At 69.8% G+C, this 20,033-nt stretch carries 24 protein-coding genes; 8 read left to right on the forward strand and 16 right to left on the reverse strand.

Going from position 1 to position 20,033, the window contains the following annotated elements; translation table 11 throughout:
- Positions 1-38 precede the first annotated feature (38 nt).
- The gene (locus ABD331_RS05700) at positions 39-305 is read right to left on the reverse strand and encodes a DUF397 domain-containing protein (protein WP_344471196.1); all 267 of its coding nucleotides are present in this window, start codon (positions 303-305) and stop codon (positions 39-41) included.
- Positions 296-1,075 (reverse strand): helix-turn-helix domain-containing protein, encoded by a 780-nt coding sequence (locus tag ABD331_RS05705; RefSeq protein WP_344471198.1) that lies wholly within the window; start codon positions 1,073-1,075, stop codon positions 296-298. The genes ABD331_RS05700 and ABD331_RS05705 overlap by 10 nt, the downstream gene beginning before the upstream one ends.
- 125 nt (positions 1,076-1,200) lie before the next feature.
- On the opposite strand from ABD331_RS05705, the gene ABD331_RS05710 reads away from it, so the two are divergent.
- Positions 1,201-1,545, forward strand: a complete 345-nt coding sequence (locus ABD331_RS05710; protein ID WP_344471200.1) for an ATP-binding protein — start codon at positions 1,201-1,203, stop codon at positions 1,543-1,545.
- Positions 1,546-2,124: 579 nt separating this feature from the next.
- Here ABD331_RS05710 and urtE read toward each other — a convergent pair.
- From urtE to urtA, 5 genes are read right to left on the reverse strand one after another with little or no spacing between them, the layout of a single operon-like run.
- Positions 2,125-2,814, reverse strand: coding sequence for an urea ABC transporter ATP-binding subunit UrtE (gene urtE / locus ABD331_RS05715; protein WP_344471202.1), 690 nt, complete (start codon positions 2,812-2,814; stop codon positions 2,125-2,127).
- Positions 2,792-3,544 carry an urea ABC transporter ATP-binding protein UrtD gene (urtD, locus tag ABD331_RS05720; RefSeq protein ID WP_344471204.1) on the reverse strand — a complete coding sequence of 251 codons (753 nt, stop codon included), beginning with the start codon at positions 3,542-3,544 and terminating at the stop codon, positions 2,792-2,794. The genes urtE and urtD overlap by 23 nt, the downstream gene beginning before the upstream one ends.
- Positions 3,528-4,550, reverse strand: a complete 1,023-nt coding sequence (gene urtC, locus ABD331_RS05725; RefSeq protein ID WP_344471206.1) for an urea ABC transporter permease subunit UrtC — start codon at positions 4,548-4,550, stop codon at positions 3,528-3,530. Before urtC ends, urtD begins: the two co-directional genes overlap by 17 nt.
- Positions 4,547-5,395, reverse strand: a complete 849-nt coding sequence (gene urtB / locus ABD331_RS05730) for an urea ABC transporter permease subunit UrtB (protein WP_344471207.1) — start codon at positions 5,393-5,395, stop codon at positions 4,547-4,549. The genes urtC and urtB overlap by 4 nt, the downstream gene beginning before the upstream one ends.
- Positions 5,395-6,573: an urea ABC transporter substrate-binding protein gene (gene urtA, locus ABD331_RS05735; protein ID WP_425565954.1), complete on the reverse strand. Its 1,179-nt coding sequence runs from the start codon at positions 6,571-6,573 to the stop codon at positions 5,395-5,397. Before urtA ends, urtB begins: the two co-directional genes overlap by 1 nt.
- 218 nt (positions 6,574-6,791) lie before the next feature.
- Here urtA and ABD331_RS05740 point away from each other — a divergent pair, with 218 nt between their 5' ends.
- The 7 genes from ABD331_RS05740 to ABD331_RS05770 all read left to right on the forward strand — a co-directional run bounded on the left by ABD331_RS05740 (position 6,792) and on the right by ABD331_RS05770 (position 12,145).
- The gene (locus tag ABD331_RS05740) at positions 6,792-7,094 is read left to right on the forward strand and encodes an urease subunit gamma (protein WP_148439241.1); all 303 of its coding nucleotides are present in this window, start codon (positions 6,792-6,794) and stop codon (positions 7,092-7,094) included.
- Entirely contained in the window at positions 7,091-7,402 is a 312-nt protein-coding gene (locus ABD331_RS05745) for an urease subunit beta (RefSeq protein ID WP_344471212.1), read from the forward strand. The genes ABD331_RS05740 and ABD331_RS05745 overlap by 4 nt, the downstream gene beginning before the upstream one ends.
- On the forward strand, positions 7,395-9,104 hold the full coding sequence (locus ABD331_RS05750) for an urease subunit alpha (protein ID WP_344471214.1): 1,710 nt from the start codon (positions 7,395-7,397) through the stop codon (positions 9,102-9,104). Before ABD331_RS05745 ends, ABD331_RS05750 begins: the two co-directional genes overlap by 8 nt.
- Positions 9,104-9,898, forward strand: a complete 795-nt coding sequence (locus ABD331_RS05755; protein ID WP_344471216.1) for an urease accessory protein UreF — start codon at positions 9,104-9,106, stop codon at positions 9,896-9,898. Before ABD331_RS05750 ends, ABD331_RS05755 begins: the two co-directional genes overlap by 1 nt.
- A gap of 20 nt (positions 9,899-9,918) precedes the next feature.
- Complete coding sequence (gene ureG, locus ABD331_RS05760; protein WP_344471218.1) at positions 9,919-10,593, forward strand: urease accessory protein UreG; 675 nt, start codon at positions 9,919-9,921, stop codon at positions 10,591-10,593.
- Positions 10,594-10,892: 299 nt separating this feature from the next.
- Positions 10,893-11,615 carry an urease accessory protein UreD gene (locus ABD331_RS05765; protein WP_344471220.1) on the forward strand — a complete coding sequence of 241 codons (723 nt, stop codon included), beginning with the start codon at positions 10,893-10,895 and terminating at the stop codon, positions 11,613-11,615.
- Between the two features lie 53 nt (positions 11,616-11,668).
- Positions 11,669-12,145: a hypothetical protein gene (locus tag ABD331_RS05770; RefSeq protein ID WP_344471222.1), complete on the forward strand. Its 477-nt coding sequence runs from the start codon at positions 11,669-11,671 to the stop codon at positions 12,143-12,145.
- A 6-nt stretch (positions 12,146-12,151) separates the two neighbouring features.
- Here the strand turns inward: ABD331_RS05770 and ABD331_RS05775 are convergent, their stop codons facing one another.
- From ABD331_RS05775 to ABD331_RS05815, 9 genes are all read right to left on the reverse strand, one after another.
- The gene (locus ABD331_RS05775) at positions 12,152-13,813 is read right to left on the reverse strand and encodes a protein kinase domain-containing protein (RefSeq protein ID WP_344471224.1); all 1,662 of its coding nucleotides are present in this window, start codon (positions 13,811-13,813) and stop codon (positions 12,152-12,154) included.
- Positions 13,814-13,888: 75 nt separating this feature from the next.
- Entirely contained in the window at positions 13,889-14,797 is a 909-nt protein-coding gene (gene era / locus ABD331_RS05780; RefSeq protein WP_262380062.1) for a GTPase Era, read from the reverse strand.
- Positions 14,798-14,814: 17 nt separating this feature from the next.
- Positions 14,815-15,297, reverse strand: a complete 483-nt coding sequence (locus ABD331_RS05785) for an NUDIX domain-containing protein (RefSeq protein ID WP_344471228.1) — start codon at positions 15,295-15,297, stop codon at positions 14,815-14,817.
- Positions 15,298-15,299: 2 nt separating this feature from the next.
- Positions 15,300-15,611: a cytidine/deoxycytidylate deaminase family protein gene (locus tag ABD331_RS05790; protein ID WP_148439250.1), complete on the reverse strand. Its 312-nt coding sequence runs from the start codon at positions 15,609-15,611 to the stop codon at positions 15,300-15,302.
- Between the two features lie 9 nt (positions 15,612-15,620).
- Entirely contained in the window at positions 15,621-16,253 is a 633-nt protein-coding gene (locus ABD331_RS05795; RefSeq protein WP_344471231.1) for a hypothetical protein, read from the reverse strand.
- 327 nt (positions 16,254-16,580) lie between these two features.
- Entirely contained in the window at positions 16,581-17,876 is a 1,296-nt protein-coding gene (locus ABD331_RS05800; RefSeq protein ID WP_344471233.1) for a hemolysin family protein, read from the reverse strand.
- Complete coding sequence (gene ybeY / locus ABD331_RS05805; protein ID WP_080041940.1) at positions 17,873-18,349, reverse strand: rRNA maturation RNase YbeY; 477 nt, start codon at positions 18,347-18,349, stop codon at positions 17,873-17,875. The genes ABD331_RS05800 and ybeY overlap by 4 nt, the downstream gene beginning before the upstream one ends.
- Positions 18,346-19,392 (reverse strand): PhoH family protein, encoded by a 1,047-nt coding sequence (locus ABD331_RS05810; RefSeq protein ID WP_344471239.1) that lies wholly within the window; start codon positions 19,390-19,392, stop codon positions 18,346-18,348. The genes ybeY and ABD331_RS05810 overlap by 4 nt, the downstream gene beginning before the upstream one ends.
- Before the next feature lie 106 nt (positions 19,393-19,498).
- Entirely contained in the window at positions 19,499-19,843 is a 345-nt protein-coding gene (locus tag ABD331_RS05815) for a histidine triad nucleotide-binding protein (protein WP_344471241.1), read from the reverse strand.
- Positions 19,844-20,033 lie beyond the last annotated feature (190 nt).

Consider the following 20,033-nt stretch of genomic DNA (forward strand, 5'->3'; position numbering starts at 1 on the left):
GCGGAGTCTTGTGAGCACAGCTCGGCAGCGTGAAGACGTCAGGTCAGGTCGAACTCGTTGGCTTTGGCGCCCTTGAGGAAGGCGGTCCATTCGGCGGGGGTGAAGAAGAGTTTGGGGCCGTCGGGGTCTTTGGAGTCGCGGACGGCGATCAGTCTGTCGGCCTCCTTGTGGGCGACCTCGACGCAGTCGCCACCGTTGTCACCAGAGAAGCTCGACTTCTGCCAGAGTTCGGCGATCTCAACGCAGTTACCACCGTTGGGGCCAGAGAAGCTCGACTTCCGCCAGCACGCCTGGCTCAGGTCCATCTCTCCTCCAGGGCCTTCTTGATTAGATCGAGAGACATGCCGAGGGGCAACGCCTCGATCCGAATGGCCTCGAAATGCCATATACCCTCCGATACATCCTCGCACTCGTCGGTGGTGATGCCCCGCACAGCGGTTTCCGCATAGAGGACATCGCTCCCATCCTCCAATGTCGCGATCACAAACCCAGCCAGCAGGCCCGGATGCATGCCATGCGGGACCAGTTGGATGCTCAGCCGCGGATTGACCGCTTCCACCAACCTCTGGAGCTGTTCTTTCATCACCTCTGCCGTGCCGATCGGCCGGTACAGGACCGCCTCGTCGATGATGCACCGCAGCGTGGGCGCGGGCGGGCAATCGCGGGTGAGAATCGCTTGGCGCTCCATGCGTGCGGCGACGGCAGCCTCGTTCCCGCGCAGCATCGCGCTGGCATATCGCTCGGTCTGGAGGAGGCCGGGGATCACCAGCGGCTCATACGTCCGCAGCGCGGTGGCCACCCGCTCGATTTCGTGCCACGGCCCGAACCACGACGGGAAGGCTTGCCCTTTGCGCCAGTCGAGCAGGCGCTGGAGCGCACCACCTGTCCCCAACGCTTCGTCAGCGGCTCTGGCGAATTCAGAGCTGGCCGGGAGCTGACCGGTCTCGACACCGCTGATCAGGCTCTCGCTGAAGTGGATCTTTTCCGCTAGTTGCCCTTGGGTCAGAACAGCGAGCTTGCGGTAATGCCGTAGCTCTCTGCCCCAGATCGCCTGGGGTGCATAGAGGTTGACCATCTTGCCCTCCCTCGCCCGGAGTTCAGCGCCGCCTCGCAAAACTTCAAGCATCACGATTAGCGACGATCCTTCTACTCAACGTAGCGGAGAGCCGACAAGATAGATACGTGCATTGCAAAACTCTCATGGAAGAGCGCTGGATGCCCCGCGACCACAAATGCGTGTCATCCATCCGCCGTTTCATCCGCGACCTGACCACCTCAGAAATCGCCGAACTCCTCGTCTCCGAACTCACCACCAACGCACTCCTCCACACCTCCACCCCGGCCATCCGCATCACCGCGACCAGGGAGGACTCCTTCCTCACCGTGGAAGTGCACGACACAAGTGATGCCATTCCAAAAATCGCACCAGCCGACCCATCGGCCACCGCCGGAAGAGGTCTCGCGATTGTGCAGAATCTCTCCCAAGCCTGGGGCTGGAGACCGACCCCCACCGGAAAGGCCGTGTGGTTCCGGCTGCTCGCATGAAAGCCGTCATTCCCGTCTGGCTGGATCGGGAAAACAACGTGTGGATGGACACCGGAGAAACGCACCCGAATTCCTGTCAGCCCATTATCGAGCTACTGAACGGCCAGGTCAGGGGCCCTCTCGGGCTGATCTCCAAGAAGTTCGGCCCGCTCCGAGACTGTGCACGCCCGTAGGGTGTCGGCATGGCGTTGACCCGCATAGTCCTGTCATCCGGCCGCACGATCGAACTCTCCGAACTACGGCTGTCCTCCACCTACGGCGGCCTGCTGGAGGGCTACCCGTGCAAGCCGGTCAACGACATGCAGATCGCGGCTCTCCTGCGAACCGCCGAGAGCACCACCCCGGTCCACCTCATCCCGCCCGCCCTCCAGCACCCCGACCAGTCCGCGGGCGCGTTCGGCCCGGTCGAGGTGCTGCCTGCCGTAGCCTGCATCGGCGCCTTCCGCTCAACACCGGTAGCCCCCGACCACGACCCGGTGTTGTACCGCTCAAGCCCTCACCGTCGTATGGTTCCAGCGCACGGCAACGTCTCATCCGGCGACAGCGCCCTCCGCTGGGAGGAGCCACGAACTCTGAAACCTAAACGGCCAGCAGTCGCCGCACCTCCTCCTGCTGAAGATCCTCGGCAACCCCGGTCCGCACGACCTGCCCCGCGTCCAAAATCACGAACGTGTCGGCCAGCCGCAACGCGATGTCCAAGTACTGCTCCACCAGCAACACCGCCATCCCCGAACCGTGCAGCTGCTCAATGGCCGCCTCGATCTCCAGGATGATCGACGGCTGGATGCCCTCGGTCGGCTCGTCGAGGATGAGCATCCCGGGCCGCGTCACCAGGGCCCGCGCCATGGCGAGCTGCTGCTGCTGCCCTCCTGACAAATGCCCCGCGCTACGCTTGAGCAGCGGTTTCAAAGCCGGAAAGACGTCCAGGGCCTCGTCCACAGCACTCCGGGGCTGCTTGGCGGCCTCCACGGTCACCAGCAGGTTCCCCAGGACCGACAGTTGCGGGAAGCACTGGTGGCCCTGCGGCACGTACCCCATGCCGAGCCGCACCCGCTCGTGCGACTTCAGCCGCGTGACGTCCCGCCCGTCGAACGAGACGCTGCCCGCGGTGGCGGGCAGCACCCCCATGATGGTGTTGAGCAGCGTGGTCTTGCCGACCCCGTTACGTCCCATGACGCACACGAGCTGCCCGGGTTCGACCTCCAGCGAGACCCCGAACAGTACGCGCGCCCGCCCGTACCCTGACTCAAGGCCGGTTACCGACAGCATCCTCGGCCTTCCTCCTCCCCAGGTAGACCTCTTGCACCCGCGGGTCGGCGCTGACCTGGTCGACCGAGCCCTCCACGAGGACCTTGCCCTCGTGCAGGACGGTGACGGTCGAGGCGTGCCGCCGCAGGAATTCCATGTCGTGCTCGACCACGATCACCGTGTGGTCGTCGGCGATCTGGGTGAGCAGCTCGCCCGTGCGCTCGCGTTCGTCCTTGGACATGCCCGCCACCGGCTCGTCCAGGAGCAGCAGCTGGGGCCGCTGCGCCAGCAGCATGCCGATCTCCAGCCACTGGCGCTGGCCGTGCGAGAGAACGCCCGCTGAACGCTCGGCGAGCTCTTCGAGCCCCGTCCTCTCCAGGGCCTCCGAGACTGCCTCCGAGACACCGCGCCGGCGGCGGGCCAGCGACCACAGCGGCATGCGGAAGCTGGCGGCCAGGTCGAGGTTCTCGAGGACGGTGAGTTCCTCGAAGACCACCGACGTCTGGAACGTGCGCCCCACGCCCAGCCGGACGATCTGGTGCTCCTTCCTGCCGACGAGATCCAGGCCGCCGAAGCGGACGGTCCCGGCGGCCGGGCGGGTCAGGCCGGTGATGACGTCGATGAGCGTGGTCTTGCCCGCGCCGTTGGGCCCGATGAGGAAGCGCAGCTCGCCCTCGGGCACGGTGAGGTCCACGCCGTCGAGCGCGCGGAAGCCGTCGAACACCACCTGTACGTCACGCAGTTCGAGCACGGCGCAACCTCCCCACGATCCCGACGATCCCCTTCGGGGCCAGCGTCATGACCAGGATGAACAGGGCCCCTTGCAGGTAGAGCCAGCCGTCGGCGAACTGCTCGCTGAACGCCGTCTTGGCGTACCCCATGACGACGGCGCCGAGCACGGCGCCGGCCAGCGCGTGCCGGCCGCCGACGGCGACGGCGACCACCAGCTCCAGTGAGGGCACGACGCCGAGCAGGGCGGGCGAGATGATGCCGACGACGGGCACGAACAGCGCGCCCGCGAGCCCCGCCATGCCCGCCGAGATGGCGAAGGTGACGGTCTTGACGAGGGCCGGGTCGTAGCCGAGGAAGCGCACCCGGTCCTCGCCGTCGCGGACGGCGACGAGCAGGCGGCCGTACCGGCTGTCGACGAGCTGCCTGGTGGCCAGATACAGGACGCCGAGCACGGACGCGACCACCAGGTAGAGGCCGCGCTGGGTGGAGTCCTCGGCGAGGTCCTGGCCGAACAGCTCAAAGAAGTTCGTCATGCCGTTGGTGCCGCCGGTCAGCCCCTGCTGCCCGACCAGCAGGATGACCATGGCGGCGGCCAGCGCCTGGGTGAGGATCGCGAAGTACGCCCCGCGCACCCGCTGCCGGAACACCAGCGTGCCGAGGATCACGGCGAGCAGCACGGGCCCGAGCACGGCCATGGCGAGGGCGAAGACGGGGTTGGCGAACGGCAGCCACAGCGCGGGCAGGTTCTCCACCCCGCTCCACACCATGAAGTCGGGCAGCCCGCCGGGCCCGGCCTCCTGGAGCTTGAGGTACATGGCCATGGCGTAGCCGCCGAGCCCGAAGAAGACGCCCTGGCCGAGGGTGAGCATGCCGCCCTTGCCCCAGGCCAGCCCGATGCCGAGCGCGACGATCGCGTAGCAGAGGTACTTGGCGAGCAGTCCCAGGCGGAACGGCTCCAGCAGCAGCGGCGCGGCGATCAGCGCGATCACCGCCACGGTGGCGAAGGGCAGGTTCCGTTTGATCACGTCAGCACCCTCGACCTCAGCACGAACATGCCCTGCGGCCTGATCTGCAGGAACGCGATGATCACGGCGAAGACGATCACCTTGGCCAGCGAGGCGTCCGACCAGAACTCGGCGTAGGAGTTGAGCAGCCCCAGCCCGATGGCGGCGAGCACCGCGCCGCGCAACTGGCCGAGCCCGCCCGCCACGACGACGAGGAAGGCGTCCACGATGTAGTACGTGCCGAGCGCCGGCCCCACGGGCCCGATGAGGGTCAGCGCCACCCCGGCGATGCCGGCCAGCCCCGAGCCGATGAAGAACGTCAGCATGTCCACCCGGCCGGTGTCGATCCCGCTGGTGGCGGCGAGCTGCCGGTTCTGCACGACGGCCTGCGTCCTGCGTCCCAGCCCCGTCCGCGTGAGATACACCCAGACGGCGATCACGCCCGCCACCGCGAGCCCCATGATGAACAGCCGGTTGTAGGGCAGGATGCCCACGCCGCCCGACAGCCAGGACGGCGCGGGCACCTGCACGTTCGGCGCGCCGAACAGGTCGCGGGCGAGCTGCTGCAGCACCAGGCTGACGCCCCAGGTGAGCAGCAGCGTGTCCAGCGGCCTGCCGTAGAAGTGCCGGATCGCGCCGCGCTCCAGGATGAGCCCCATGACCCCGGCGACCAGGAACGCCACGGGCAGCGCCAGCACCAGGTCCTGCAGCAGGAACGCGGTGTAGGCCCCGGCCATGATGAACTCTCCGTGCGCCATGTTGATCACGCCCATCTGCCCGAACGTGAACGTCAGCCCGAGCGCGATCAGCAGCAGCACCGCCCCGATCGACAGGCCGATGGGAAGCTGGTTGACGAAGGCCGACATCACTGTCCCGCCGCCAGGCCGGCGGCCCACGGGTACCCCTTGAGGTACGGGTCCGGCTTGATCGGCTTGCCCGAGTCCCACACCTGCTTGATCAGGCCGTCCGGCTGGATGATGCCGATGCGGGCGGTCTTGTACATGTGCTGGTTCTCGCCGTCGATGGTGACCAGTCCTTCCGGACGTTCGAGCGCGATGCCGGGCGCGGCCTTCTTGACCGCCTCGACCTCGGTCGTGCCCGCCTTCTTGACGGCCTCGGCCCACAGGTAGACGGCGTTGTAGCCGGCCTCCATGGGGTCGGAGGTGACCTTGTTCTGGCCGTACTTGGCCTTGTACGCCTGCACGAACGCCTCGTTGGCGGGCGTCTCGGTGGTCTGGTAGTAGTTCCAGGCGACGGGGTGACCTACGATGTTGTCCACGCCGATGCCGGTGACCTCCTCCTCGGCGACGCTCACCGACAGCACGGGCATCGCCTCGGCGGTGGCTCCGGCGCTCTTGAGCTGCTTGAAGAAGGCCACGTTCGAGTCGCCGTTGAGCGTGTTGAACACGGCGTCGGGCTTGGCCTGGACGACCTTGTTGACCAGCGTGGAGTACTCGGTGTGTCCGAGCGGCGTGTACTCCTCGCCGAGGATCTCCATGCCGTTCGCCGCCGCGTACGCCTTGATGATCTTGTTCGCGGTACGCGGGAAGACGTAGTCGCTGCCCACCAGGAACAGCTTCTTCTTGCCCTGCTCCTTCAGGTAGTCGAGCCCGGGGATGATCTGCTGGTTGGTGGTGGCGCCGGTGTAGAAGATGTACGGCGAGCTCTCCAGCCCCTCGTACTGCACCGGATACCACAGCAGCGCCTTGTACCGCTCGAAGACCGGCAGCATCGCCTTCCTGCTGGCGGAGGTCCAGCCGCCGAAGACGGTGGCGACCTTGTCCTGCCTGATCAGCTTCGTGGCCTTCTCGGCGAACGTGGGCCAGTCGGAGGCCCCGTCCTCCACGACCGGCACGAGCTTCTTGCCCAGCACACCCCCGGCTTTGTTGATCTCTTCGATGGCGAGCAGCTCCGCGTCGCGGACGGTGACCTCGCTGATGGCCATCGTGCCGCTGAGGGAGTGCAGGAGGCCGACCTTGATCTCGTTCGAGGAGGCGGCGGGTTGGGAGTCGGATCCGCAGGCCGCGAGGGCCAGGACGAGCATCGCGGAAACGAGCGGGCGGGAGACGCGCACGGGAGTTCCTTCCAGCCGACCGGTTCTGCGAGAAAGGTGACTCCGCGACATTTCACTCGAAGATCCCGACTGTTAATTGGCGATTGCCGAACGTTCACAGAGACACGGGAAATTCATCCGAGCAGCGCGAAACCAACACGACATGCGCCCGCAACAGCGCGGAAACGGCCGGTTCCTATGGTCCGGCCATGCGGCTTACCTCACACGAGCAGGAGCGGCTGCTCATCCACGTCGCCGCGGGTGTGGCACGCGAGCGGCAGGCCAGAGGCCTGCGGCTGAACCACCCCGAGGCTACCGCCATCATCGCCTCGTTCCTCATGGAGGGTGCCAGGGACGGACGCAGCGTGGCCGACCTGATGGAGGCGGGGCGATCGGTGCTCGGGCGCACCGACGTCATGGAGGGCGTGCCGGAGATGCTGGAGAGCGTGCAGATCGAGGCGACCTTCCCCGACGGCACGAAGCTCGTCACCGTGCACAGGCCGATCCCGTGATCCCCGGCGAGTACACGCACCCCGAGGGCACGATCGAGCTCAACCCCGGCCGCGAGCGGGTCACCGTGCGCGTGGTGAACACGGCCGACCGGCCGATCCAGGTGGGCTCGCACTACCACTTCGCCGCCGCCAACCCGGGGCTGGAGTTCGACAGAAAGGCGGTCTGGGGCATGCGGCTGGACGTACCGGCGGGAACCGCGATCAGGTTCGAGCCCGGCGTCGAACGTGACGTGACGCTGGTGCCGCTGGCCGGCCTGCGCGTGGTGCCCGGCCTGCGGCCGGAGTGGGCGGGGCCGCTCGATGGCTGACATCTCGCGCGCCCGATATGCCGCACTGTACGGGCCCACGACCGGCGACCGGATCCGCCTGGCCGACACCGACCTGTTCATCGAGGTGACCGAGGACCTGTCCATGGGCCCGGCGGGGGCCGGCGACGAGGCCGTCTTCGGCGGCGGCAAGGTCATCCGCGAGTCCATGGGCCAGGCCAGGACCACCCGCGCCGAAGGCGCCGCCGACCTGGTCATCACCGGCGCCGTGATCCTCGACCACTGGGGCGTGGTCAAGGCCGACGTCGCCGTCCGCGACGGCCGCATCGCCGCCATCGGCAAGGCGGGCAACCCCGACACCATGGACGGCGTGGACATCGTCATCGGCCCGTCCACCGAAGTCCTCTCCGGCAACGGCAAGATCCTCACCGCCGGAGCCGTCGACTCGCACGTGCACCTCATCTGCCCGCAACTCCTCGACGAGGCCATCGGCTCCGGCGTCACCACCGTCGTCGGCGGCGGCACGGGGCCCGTCGAGGGCACCAAGGCCACCACCGTCACCGGCACCTGGTACCTGGGCCGGATGCTGGAGTCGCTCGACGCGTACCCGCTGAACTTCGCCCTGCTCGGCAAGGGCAACACGGTCAGCTCCGACGGCCTCCTGGAGCAGCTCAGAGCCGGCGCGTCCGGCTTCAAGCTGCACGAGGACTGGGGCACCACCCCCGCCGCCATCGACGCCTGCCTCAGCGTGGCCGACGCCTCGGGCGTGCAGGTCACGATCCACACCGACACGCTGAACGAGGCCGGATTCGTCGAGTCGACGCTCAAGGCCATCGGCGACCGGATGATCCACGCGTACCACACGGAGGGGGCGGGCGGCGGGCACGCGCCCGACATCATCCGCGTGGCCGCCTACCCCAACGTGCTGCCCTCCTCCACCAACCCCACCAGGCCGCACACCGTCAACACGCTCGACGAGCACCTCGACATGCTGATGGTCTGCCACCACCTCAACCCGTCCATCCCGGAGGACCTGGCCTTCGCCGAGTCGCGCATCAGGCCGTCCACCATGGCGGCCGAGGACGTGCTGCACGACATGGGCGCGATCTCGATGATCGGCTCCGACTCGCAGGCCATGGGGCGGATCGGCGAGACGATCATCCGTACCTGGCAGACGGCGCACGTCATGAAGGGACGCCGCGGCGAACTGGGCTCCGGCCCCGCCGACAACCTCCGCGCCCGCCGCTACATCGCGAAATATACGATATGTCCCGCCATCGCCCACGGCCTGGACGACGAGGTCGGCTCCGTCGAACGCGGCAAACTCGCCGACCTCGTCCTGTGGGACCCGGCCTTCTTCGGCGTCAAACCCGACCTGGTGCTCAAGGGCGGCGTGGTCGCCTGGGCCCAGATGGGCGACGCCAACGCCTCCATCCCCACCCCGCAACCGGTGCTGCCCCGCCCCATGTTCGGCGCCTCGCCCGTCACGGCCGCGGCCACCTCGCTGCACTTCGTCGCGCCGCTCGCGCTGGAGTCGGGGCTGGCCGACCGGCTGTCCGTACGGCGCCGCCTCGCGCCCGTGGCCGACGTACGGCGGCGCGGCAAGACATCCATGCCGCTCAACGACGCGCTGCCGCGGATCGAGGTGGCGCCCGACACCTTCGAGGTGCGCATCGACGGCGACCTGGTCGAGCCCGCCCCTGCCACCGTCCTTCCCCTCGCCCAGCGTTACTTCCTGTTCTGATGCATCCGGCCCTGCTGCTGCTCACCGACTCCCGGCTCCCTGCCGGGGGTCACGCCCACTCGGGCGGCACCGAGCGCGCGGTCGCGTCGGGGGCGGTGCACGACGTGCCGTCCCTGGCGTCCTTCCTGCGCGGCCGCCTCCACACGGCCGGCACCCTCGCAGCCGCCCTCACCGCCGCGGCCTGCACCGAAGCGGCCCGCCTCGCACCCTCACCACCGCCCGGCACCGCCCCTTCGCTCCAGCCCAACGCCGCACCTTCGCCCCAACACGGCAGCGCCCCTCACCCCGCGCCGCGTCGGCGAGACGTGGACGGCGCCCAGCCGACCGACACCCCGAACCCGTGGCTGGTCCTGGACGCCGAGGTGGACGCCAGAACCGCCTCCCCCGCCCAGCGCGACGCCTCCCGCACCCAGGGCCGCCTGCTCCTCCGCGTGGCCCGCCGCATCTGGCCGGCCCCCATCCTGGACGACCTAGCCGCCACCATCCCCAGCCCTCACCACCCCATCGCCCTGGGTACGGCAGCACACACGGCCGGCGCCACCCCCGAGGACGCGGCGCTGGCAGCGGCGTACCACGCCATCACCGGCCCGGCGACAGCAGCCGTAAGACTGCTCGGCCTCGACCCGGTCGCCGTCCACGCCCTGCTCGCCGACCTGGCCCCCGACCTCACCGCCGTAGCCGCACAAGCCTGCCTGACCACCGACTGGGAAACCCTGCCCGCCTACTCGTCACCAGCCCTGGACCTCCTGGCCGAACAGCACGCACAGGCCGAGGTCCGGCTGTTCATCTCATGAATCAGGAAAGGACCCCCGACATGGGAGCCAACCACGACGACCACCACCACGCCCCCGACGGCCGCGGCCGGGCGCTGCGCCTGGGCGTGGGCGGCCCGGTGGGCAGCGGCAAGACGGCCCTGGTGGCCGCCCTGTGCCGGACGCTGGGCCCGTCGTTGTCCCTGGGCGTGGTGACGAACGACATCTACACCACCGAGGACGCCGACTTCCTGCGCCGCGCGGGCGTCCTGGACCAGGAGCGCATCCTGGCCGTCGAGACGGGCTGCTGCCCGCACACCGCGATCCGCGACGACATCGCCGCGAACCTCGACGCCGTGGAGACCCTGGAGTACCGCTTCGGGCCGCTCGACCTGGTGATCGTGGAGAGCGGCGGCGACAACCTGACGGCGACGTTCAGCCGGGGCCTGGCCGACCGGCAGATCTTCGTGCTGGACGTGTCGGGCGGCGACAAGGTGCCCCGCAAGGGCGGCCCCGGCGTCACGACCGCCGATCTGCTGGTCATCAACAAGACGGACCTGGCGCCGATGGTGGGCGCCGACCTCGACGTGATGGACCGCGACTCGGCGGCCGTGCGCGGCGAGCGTCCCGTCCTGTTCACCTCGATCCGCCAGGACCCAACGGCCGCCACCGTTGCCGCCTGGGTCCACTCGCAGGTGCACGCCTGGTCACACACCCACGCGGCCCCCATCTCGTGACGCCGGGCGAAGCAACCGTCCCAGACACGCTGCGGCCAGACGCGCCGCACGCAGACGCAGCGCGGGCAGACGCAGCGCGGGCAGACGCAGCGCGGGCAGACACAGCGCGGGCAGACACAGCGCGGGCAGACGCGCCGCACGCAGATGCAGCGCGGGCAAACGCGGCGCGGGCAGGCGCAGCGCACGCAGGCGCAGCGCACGCAGACGCCGCCCACGCAGACGCCGCCCACGCAGACGCGGCGCACGCAGACGCGGCGCGGGCGCGGGGCGACGCGTTGGCCGCCAGGGGCCGGCGGGCGATGCGGGCCAGTGCCGCCGTGGCGACCGCGCTCGCCCCCGATGGCCGCACCACGCTCAGCCGCCTCGCCTCAGCACCCCCGCTGACGCTGCGCCAGACGGGCCCGCACACCGTCCACCTCATCTCCACCGCGGCGGGCCCGCTGGGCGGCGACCGCCTGGCTCTCGACCTGGACGTCGCCCCCCGCACCACGCTGAACCTGGGCTCGGTGGCGGCCACGCTGGTGCTGCCCGGCGAGGGCACGTCGGAGCTGCTGGTCACCGCCCGCGTCGGCGCGGGCGCCACGCTGCGGTTCGCGCCGGAGCCCACGGTGCTGGCCGCCGGCTGCGACCACCGCCTCCTGGTACGCCTCACGCTGGAGGGCGACGCGGCCGTGCTGTGGCGCGAGGAGATCGTCTTCGGCCGCCACGGCGAGCCCTCCGGCCGCTGCCACGCCCGCTTCGACGCCACCCGCGACGGCGTTCCGCTGCTGCGGCAGGAGTTCACGGTGGGCGACCCGGAGCTGGACGCCTCCAGCGCGGTGTACGGCGCGGCTCGCTGCGTGGGCACCACGTTCGTGACGGCGCAGGTCAAGGAGGCGGCGGTGGCGGAGGGGGTCGCGGTGCTCCCGCTGGCCGCTCCGGGCACGCTGGTGTCGGCGCTGGCCGCCGACGCCGTCCAGCTCCGCGCGCGCCTGGAGTGGGGTGAGCGGACGGCCGCGCCACTCCTTGCCGCACCTTGGTGACGACTCCATTGCGTACGGTGGTGAGCCGGGCGTACCCGACATACAGTGATCGTGTGGCCGACGACCTGATGCCCACGCCCGCCCGCCCGAGAGTCCGCCGTGGCTACCCGCTGGCCGTCGCCGCCGCCGGTGCCCTCCTCGTGTTCTGCGCGGTCCTGCCGTGGGCCGGCATCCAGGCGACGAGCAGCCTCATCGCCGGCGGGGTGGCCAGCGACGTGCGCGGCATCGACGACCCGTTCGGCGTCTACACGCTGATGGCGGGGCTGGTCGCGCTGGGCTGCGGCCTGGTGGGCCTGCTGTCGTCGCGCCCCAGGCTGGCCGCGCTGGCGGTCGTGCCGGGCGGCGTGGCGGTGGTGGTGCTGCTGAAGTTCGTCATCGGCGGCGCCGGTGACCTGCGCGACCGGGTGTCCTTCGACCTCGGCGGCCTGCTGTCGATCGAGCCGGTGATCCGGTTCGGCTGGTTCGCCGCGCTGGGCTGCGCGCTGGCGGTGGTCCTGCTGTCGGTGCTGGCGTTGCTGCGCAGGCCGTGACGGGGATCAGGTGAATTTGGCCGCCTGCATGGCGCTCAGCCGCCGCACGTACCAGGCGGTGACGATCACCGCCGGCACGGCCAGGACGTGCGCGGCCAGGATGGCCCAGACCTCGGGTTCGAACGCGAACGCCCGGTACGTCTCCTCGTCGATCTCCTCGCTGGTCGAGCTGAGGAACTCCGTCCAGTCGAGCCAGAAGAGCGGCCAGCTCAGGAGGGTGGCCAGCCACAGCGCCCACCACGCGTGCAGCAGACCGGCCGGGGCCATCGCGCCGCCGCGTCCGGGCGGGCTGGAGGCGTGCCAGACGTCGTCGGCGATCTGCTTGGGCAGCCAGAGGTTGCCGAGCGGGATGAACCAGCCGAGCACGGCCATGGCGGGGCGGTAGCGCAGCCGTCCCGGTGCGAGCTGTTCGGCGACGACCCGCACCCGGTGGAACCAGAGCAGCCAGCACAAGATCAGCCCCAAGCCGGAGACGACCTGGGCCGCCAGCATGATGATGCTCAGCTCCTCGGCGGCGTCGTCGGCGTCCCAGTAGTCGTCCTCCGGCAGCATCCTCCCCACGTCCTCGAAGATGTTGAGCTGGTGGACGACGATGCTCAGGGAGATCAGCCCGAAGAGGGCGAGCATCACGTAGACGGCGATCCGGTAGGCGGCGGCCGGGCGCAGCGAGCCGCGCATGCGGCGGCGTTCGTCGGCCAGCAGGGGCTGCGGCGCGCGAGGCCCTGACGGCATCGTCGTCCGCGGAGCGCCGTTCGCCCCTACCGCGGGTTGCTCCAGTGCGGTCAGCGCCAGGGTGCGGCGCTGGGCGATGACCTGGGTGAACGCCTCGGGCAGCCACGACCCCTGGCCGGGGCCGCCGGGCGAGGCGAGCGCGGTGAGGTGGGCCAGCACCTGGTCCAGCCCGGGCCGCGCGGCCGGGTCCTTGGCCAGGCAGGCGGCCACCAGCCCGGCCAGCGGGGCGGGCAGCCCGCTCAGGTCGGGCTCGGTGTGCACGACGCGGAAGACGACCGCGTGCACGGGCCCCTCGCCGAAGGGGCTGCGGCCGGTCGCGGCGTAGGCCAGCACGCAGCCGAGCGAGAACACGTCCGAGGCCGGGCCGACCCGCTGCCCCGCGGCCTGTTCCGGCGACATGTACGCGGCGGTGCCGAGCACGGCGGAGGTCTGGGTGTGGCTGGTGGCGTCCAGGGCGCGGGCGATGCCGAAGTCGATCAGGCGGGGGCCGTCCTCGGCGAGGATGACGTTGGCGGGCTTGAGGTCGCGGTGCACGACCTCGCAGGCGTGCACGGCGGCCAGCCCCTCGGCCAGCCCCGCCCCCAGCACCGCGACCGACTCCGGCGGCAGCGGCCCGTGCTCCTGGACGGCCTGGTGCAGGGAGGGGCCGGGGATGTAGGCGCTGGCCAGCCATGGCGGGCTGGCGTCGGTGTCGGCGTCCACGACCTGCGCGGTGTAGAATCCGCCGACCTTGCGCGCGGCGTCCACCTCGGCAGCGAAGCGGCGCCTGAAGTGCGCGTCGTCGGCGAGCTGGGGGCGCACCACCTTCACCGCGACCAGGCGCCCGCCCGGTGAGCGGCCCAGGTACACCTGGCCCATGCCGCCCTCGCCCAGCCGGGCGTGCAGCCGGTAGGGGCCGAGCTGGGTGAGGTCGCCGTCGCGCAGGGGGTTGGCCATGGCACCGCTTCCGCCTGGGGGGTCTTCGCCGGTCGGTGTCGATGATCTCAAAAAAGAGATCAGATCTCGAAAAGATCAGTCGTAGAAGCCGAGCCGCCGCAACTGCTTGGGGTCGCGCTGCCAGTCCTTGGCCACGCTGATCCGCAGGTCGAGGTAGACCCGCGTGCCCATCAGCGCCTCGATCTGCTTGCGGGCCCTGGTGCCGACGTCGCGCAGCCGCTCGCCCTTGTGCCCGATGACGATCGCCTTCTGCGACGGCCGCTCCACGAACATGTGCGCGTAGATGTCGAGCAGGTCGTCGCGCCCCTCGCGGGGCAGCATCTCGTCGACGACCACGGCGATGGAGTGCGGCAGCTCGTCGCGTACGCCCTCCAGCGCCGCCTCCCTGATCAGCTCGCCCACCAGCACCTGCTCGGGCTCGTCGGTGAGCTGGCCGCCCTCGTACAGCGGGGGCGACTCGGGCAGGTGCTCGATCAGCACGTCGGCCACCACGTCGAGCCGCTCGCCCGACTGCGCCGACACCGGCACGATCGCGGCGAACTCCGCCACCTGCGACACCGCCAGCAACTGCTCGGCGACCTGCTCCTTGCTCGCCAGGTCGCACTTGGTCACCACGGCGATGACCGGTGTCTTCTTCACGGCCGACAGCTTGTCGGCGATGAACCGGTCACCCTTGCCGATGGGCTCGTTGGCGGGCACGCAGAAGCCGATCGCGTCGACCTCGGTCAGCGTGGACAGCACGAGGCTGTCGAGCCGCTCGCCGAGCAGCGTGCGCGGGCGGTGCAGGCCGGGGGTGTCGACGATGATGAGCTGGGCGTCGGGGCGGTGCACGATGCCCCTGATGACGCGCCTGGTCGTCTGCGGTTTGGACGAGGTGATCGCCACCTTCGTGCCGACCAGGGCGTTCATCAGCGTGGACTTGCCGACGTTCGGCCTCCCCACGAAGCAGGCGAATCCGGCGCGATGGTTGTCTGGCGAAGTCACATGTGCATTGTGTCCCATCATCGAGCGTGTTCACGCCACCACGCGAACGCCAGGGGCGCCACGCCGGGCGTCCAGGCGGTCGTGCTCAGGCCGGGCAGCTCCTGCTCGGACACCCAGCGGAAGTCGTTGATCTCCACCCCGTCGGGCTCGGGCACGCCGGAGCCGGGGGCCAGGGCGCAGGCGTAGGCGTTGATGACGTAGGCGACCTCGTGGCCGTTGGGGTAGCGGGTGCGGAACTCGGGCCCGCCGTACGCGCCGATCAGGCCGCGCACCTCGACGTCGATGCCGAGCTCCTCCTTCAGCTCCCTGACCACGGCGTCTTCAGGCCGCTCGTCGGGGTCCACGCCGCCGCCGGGGGCCGCCCACAGGCCCACGTCGCCGTGCCTGGCCATCAGCAGCCGGCCCGCGTCGTCGAACACGAACCCCGACACCGAAGGCAGCATGAGCAGATCGTTGCCGACCTTCTCCCGAATTCTCGCCAGGAACGGCGACATCGGCATGATCAGCCTCGCAGGGTGCCGTCGGGACCGGCCAGGAGCAGCTTGCCGGCGCCCAGCTCGGCCGCCACCGCCTCGTCGGCGGGGCTCGGGTCGCCCTCGCTCACCAGCGCCACGGCCTCCAGGGACCGCGCGCCGCTGGAGATCGCCATGGCCACGGCCACCTGCACCGCCGACAGGGTCAGCGCGGACAGGCCCACGTTCGTCGCGGAGTAGGTGCGGCCGGTCTCGTCGCGCACGGCCGCTCCCTCGGCGGAGCCGTTGCGCGCCCTGGCGGCGCGGGCCAGGGTGATGATCTTGCTGTCTTCAGGGTTCACCCAACCAGGTTAGGCGCTGACCATGGAGATCGCCGCCTCGACCACCTTCCTGGTACGGGCGTGATCCACCTCGTTCATGCCCGTGTGCACCACGGAGACCAGGGTGTCCCCGACGCGGGACAGCACGACGTCCATCGCGTAGGGGTAGCCGTTCAGCCGGCCGCTCAGCCTCGCGCCCACGGCCTCGTCCCCGGCTCCCCGCACGGGCAGCTCCTGCAGCCGCAGGTCCGTTCCGCTTGAGGTGTGCACGGCGCGGCACGCTCCGATGGCCTCCGCCAGGGCGTCGAGGTGCCCCTCCGCCTCCTCGCCCGCGTACTTGGCCAGGCCGACCCCGGCCTGCTCGCCGAGCCCGTCGCCGTGATAGCTGACCGCGGCCTGCGCGGTGAGCGCCTGCCCGGGCGCCCGCCCGCCGGCCGGCTCCAGCACGGCCCTGCAGTTCCTGTCCGCCTGTCCGAACGGCATCCGCCACGCCTGCTCCGGCCGCACCGTGAAACCGTCGGGCAGGGGTGGCTCCTTGCTGAGCACCGCACGCAACTGCGCCATCGCCTGCGCGTCGAGGAAGCTCTCGGCTCCCCCGCCGCCGCATCCCCCCAGGAGGCCCGTGACCAGCACGGAAGCGATGATCCATGGTCTTCGTTTCATGATCCCCCCTTGAATCGCAGCCTCCCCAAGAGACGAATGCGGCAATCCACCAGAGTGACCACCAACGCGCAAAAAGGGTGCCCCCATCCGGTTTTCCGGACGAGAACACCCTTTACGCCGACCAGCGTCACGACCGGCTAGCAGGCCGAAACGCCGTCGTCCCCCCAGGAACGTCATCCTCAGGCCGCGAACCCCACCCGGCCTTCGGATGCCTTCCCCTTGTGACACCCACCGCACTGGATGTCGTGATTAGAGAGTGCCGGACGGGGCTTGCAGACTACTTGTAGAACGCTTGCGGCTTGCGTCCACAATCGTCCGCGTGGGAGGTCAGTCGCGTTCCGCGGCGGCCGGGACGACCTCGTCCTCGGGAGGCGTCACCCGCCGCACCACCACCGTGCTGATCCGGTTGCGCCGCCCCGCCAGCGTCTCCGCCGTCAGCGACAGCCCGGCCACCTCCGCCTGCGACCCGGCGATCGGCACCCGGCCCAGCGCGTGCGCCAGCAGCCCGCCCACCGTCTCGACGTCGTCCACCTCGATCTCGGTGTCGAACAGCTCGCCCAGCTCGTCCACCGGCATCCGGGCCGTCACCCGCAGCCCGCCGCCCGGCACCGGCTCGACGCGCGGCGCCTCCTGGTCGTACTCGTCGGTGATCTCGCCGACGATCTCCTCCAGGACGTCCTCGATCGTGACCAGCCCGGCGGTGCCGCCGTACTCGTCGATCACGATCGCGATGTGGATCTGCCGCGCCTGCATCTCCCGCATGAGCTGGTCGATCGGCTTGCTCTCCGGCACGTACGCGGCCGACCGCATGATCGTCTCGACCGACTCCTTGCCCCCGCCCTCACCCGACTCGTGAATCTTGCGGGCGATGTCCTTGAGGTAGGCGATGCCGATGACGTCGTCCTCGTTCTCCCCCACGACGGGGATGCGCGAGAACCCGCTGCGCAACGCGAGCGACAGCGCCTGACTGATCGACTTGCCGCGCTCGATGTAGACCATGTCCGTACGCGGCACCATCACCTCGCGCACCAGCGTGTCACCCAGCTCGAACACCGAGTGGATCATCTCGCGCTCGTCCGGCTCGATCACCCGGCGCTCCTCGGCCAGGTCGACCAGGTCACGCAGCTCGGCCTCCGAGGTGAACGGCCCGTCGCGGAAGCCCTTGCCGGGCGTCAGCGCGTTGCCGAGCAGGATGAGCAGCTTGGGCAGCGGGCCGAAGATGCGCGTCAGGCCGTACACGATGGGAGCGCTGGCCAGCGCCACCGGCTCCGCGTGCTGCCGGCCCAGCGTACGCGGCATCACCCCGACCACCACGTAACTGATCAGGATCATCACCACGGCGGCCCACACATAGGCCCAGCCCTGATCGTGCAGCAGGTCGATGAACAGCAGCGTCGCGATGACCGTGGCCACCAGCTCGCAGCTCAGCCGCAACAACAGCAGCAGATTGAGGTAGCGCGGCGGATCGTTCACGATCGCCAGCAGCCGCGCGGACCCGCGCCGGCCGTCGCGCGCGTACTCCTCCGCACGCACCCTGGAGATGCGCGTCAGTGCCGTTTCCGCACTGGCGATCAGGCCACCGACGACGACAAGGGCGATGGCCAACGGCAACCAGGCGTTCACCGCGGGTTGCGCACCTCCTGCCACGACTCGAGGAGCCGGGACTGCAAGCCGAACATCTCCTTGTGCTCCTCCGGCTCGGCGTGATCGTAACCGAGCAGGTGCAGGATGCCGTGCGTGCACAGCAGCTCCAGCTCGTCGGCCGTGCTGTGCCCGGCCTCCTCCGCCTGCCTGGCCGCGACCTGCGGACAGAGCACGACGTCACCCAGCAGCGCCGGGTCGGCGGGCCCCTCGGACTCGCCGCGGGCGCCGCCGCCCGGACGCAGCTCGTCCATCGGGAACGCCAGCACGTCCGTCGGGCCCGGCTCGCCCATCCACTTCTCGTGCAGCTCCGCCATGGCGTCCTCGTCGACCACCACGATGGACAGCTCGGCGAGCGGGTTGATGCCCATCTCGCCGAGCACGTGAGCGGCCAGGGCGACGATGCTCTCCTCGTCGACCCCTACACCGGACTCGTTGTTGATCTCGATGCTCATGGCCGCCGCTTCCCCCGCTGCTGCTGAATGGCCTTCGGCTCCTGCGACGCCTGCCGGGTGGCGTCGTAACGGCCGTAGGCGTCCACGATCTCGCTGACCAGCTTGTGGCGCACCACGTCGGAGCTGGTCAGCCGGGAGAAGTGGATGTCGGGGATGCCGTCGAGGATCTCCTGCACCACCCTCAGCCCGCTCACCGTGCCGGACGGCAGGTCGACCTGCGTGACGTCGCCGGTCACCACGATCTTGGAGTTGAAGCCGAGCCTGGTCAGGAACATCTTCATCTGCTCGGCCGAGGAGTTCTGGGCCTCGTCGAGGATGATGAAGGCGTCATTCAAGGTACGGCCACGCATGTACGCGAGCGGCGCCACCTCGATCGTCCCCGCCGCCATGAGCTTCGGGATCGAGTCGGGGTCGACCATGTCATGCAACGCGTCGTACAGGGGCCGCAGGTAGGGGTCGATCTTCTCGTACAGGGTGCCGGGCAGGAAGCCGAGCCGCTCGCCCGCCTCGACCGCAGGCCGGGTCAGGATGATGCGGTTGACCCGCTTCTCCTGCAGCGCCCGCACGGCCTTGGCCATCGCGAGGTAGGTCTTGCCGGTGCCGGCGGGGCCGATGCCGAACACGACCGTGTGCTGGTCGATCGCGTCGACGTAGCGCTTCTGGTTGACGGTCTTGGGCCGGATGGTCCGGCCGCGCGAGGAGAGGATGTCGAGCGACAGCACCTCGGCGGGGCGGTCGGAGGTCATGCGGAGCATGGCGATGCTGCGCTCGACCGCGTCGGGAGTGAGCTCGCCGCCGCTGCGCAGGACCTCGACGAGCTCCTCGAAGAGGCGCACGACGGTGCCGCTCTCGTCGGGGCTGCCGGTGACGGTGATCTCGTTGCCGCGCACGTGGATGTCGGCCTTGAAGGCGCCCTCGATGACACGCAGCAGCTCGTCGCGGGAGCCCAGGAGGCTGACCATCGGGTATTCGTCCGGTATCAGCACCTTCGCTTGAGTCCGCGAGGGAGGTGCTGTGCGTCGGGATTCGTGTAGTTCGGACATGGGCAGGCCAGCGGCCTGATGCCTCCCGGTCTCTTTCGCCAGTTGTTCTGTGCCCATCGTATCCGGGAGCAGGCCGATTGCTCTCGCCAATATCACCCGCGTCCGGTCAGCCGGGTGGCCAGGTGAGGTCGCGCCCGCCGAGCACGTGCGCGTGCACGTGGAAGACGGTCTGCCCGGCGGCCGGTCCGGTGTTGAAGACGATGCGGTAGCCGTCCTCGGACACGCCGTCGATGACGGCCACCTCGTGGGCCGACTTGAGCACCTCGTCGGCCAGCCCGTCGTCGGCGGCGGCCAGGGCGGCAGCGTCGGCGTGGTGTTCCTTCGGGATGACGAGCACGTGGGTGGGCGCCTGCGGCTTGATGTCGCGGAACGCCAGGGTCCGGCCGGTTTCGTAAACGATCTCGGCGGGAAACTTGTTGGCGACGATTTTGCAGAAGAGACAATCGCTCACCCGATCACCCTACAGACCCCCTGCTGTTAGCAAGTCCGTTGCGAATCGGTAATCAGCTGTGTCGTGCACGGGAAGATCCACACAGTTAGGGTGAGTGTGCGACACTTCAGCTGAAAAGACGATTCAGGGTCGGGCGAGCGCCACCTGGCGAGGACACGACTGGGTAATGCACCCTAACGAACCGGGGCAA

The organism is Nonomuraea monospora (genome assembly GCF_039531895.1).
Lineage (GTDB): Bacteria > Actinomycetota > Actinomycetes > Streptosporangiales > Streptosporangiaceae > Nonomuraea > Nonomuraea monospora.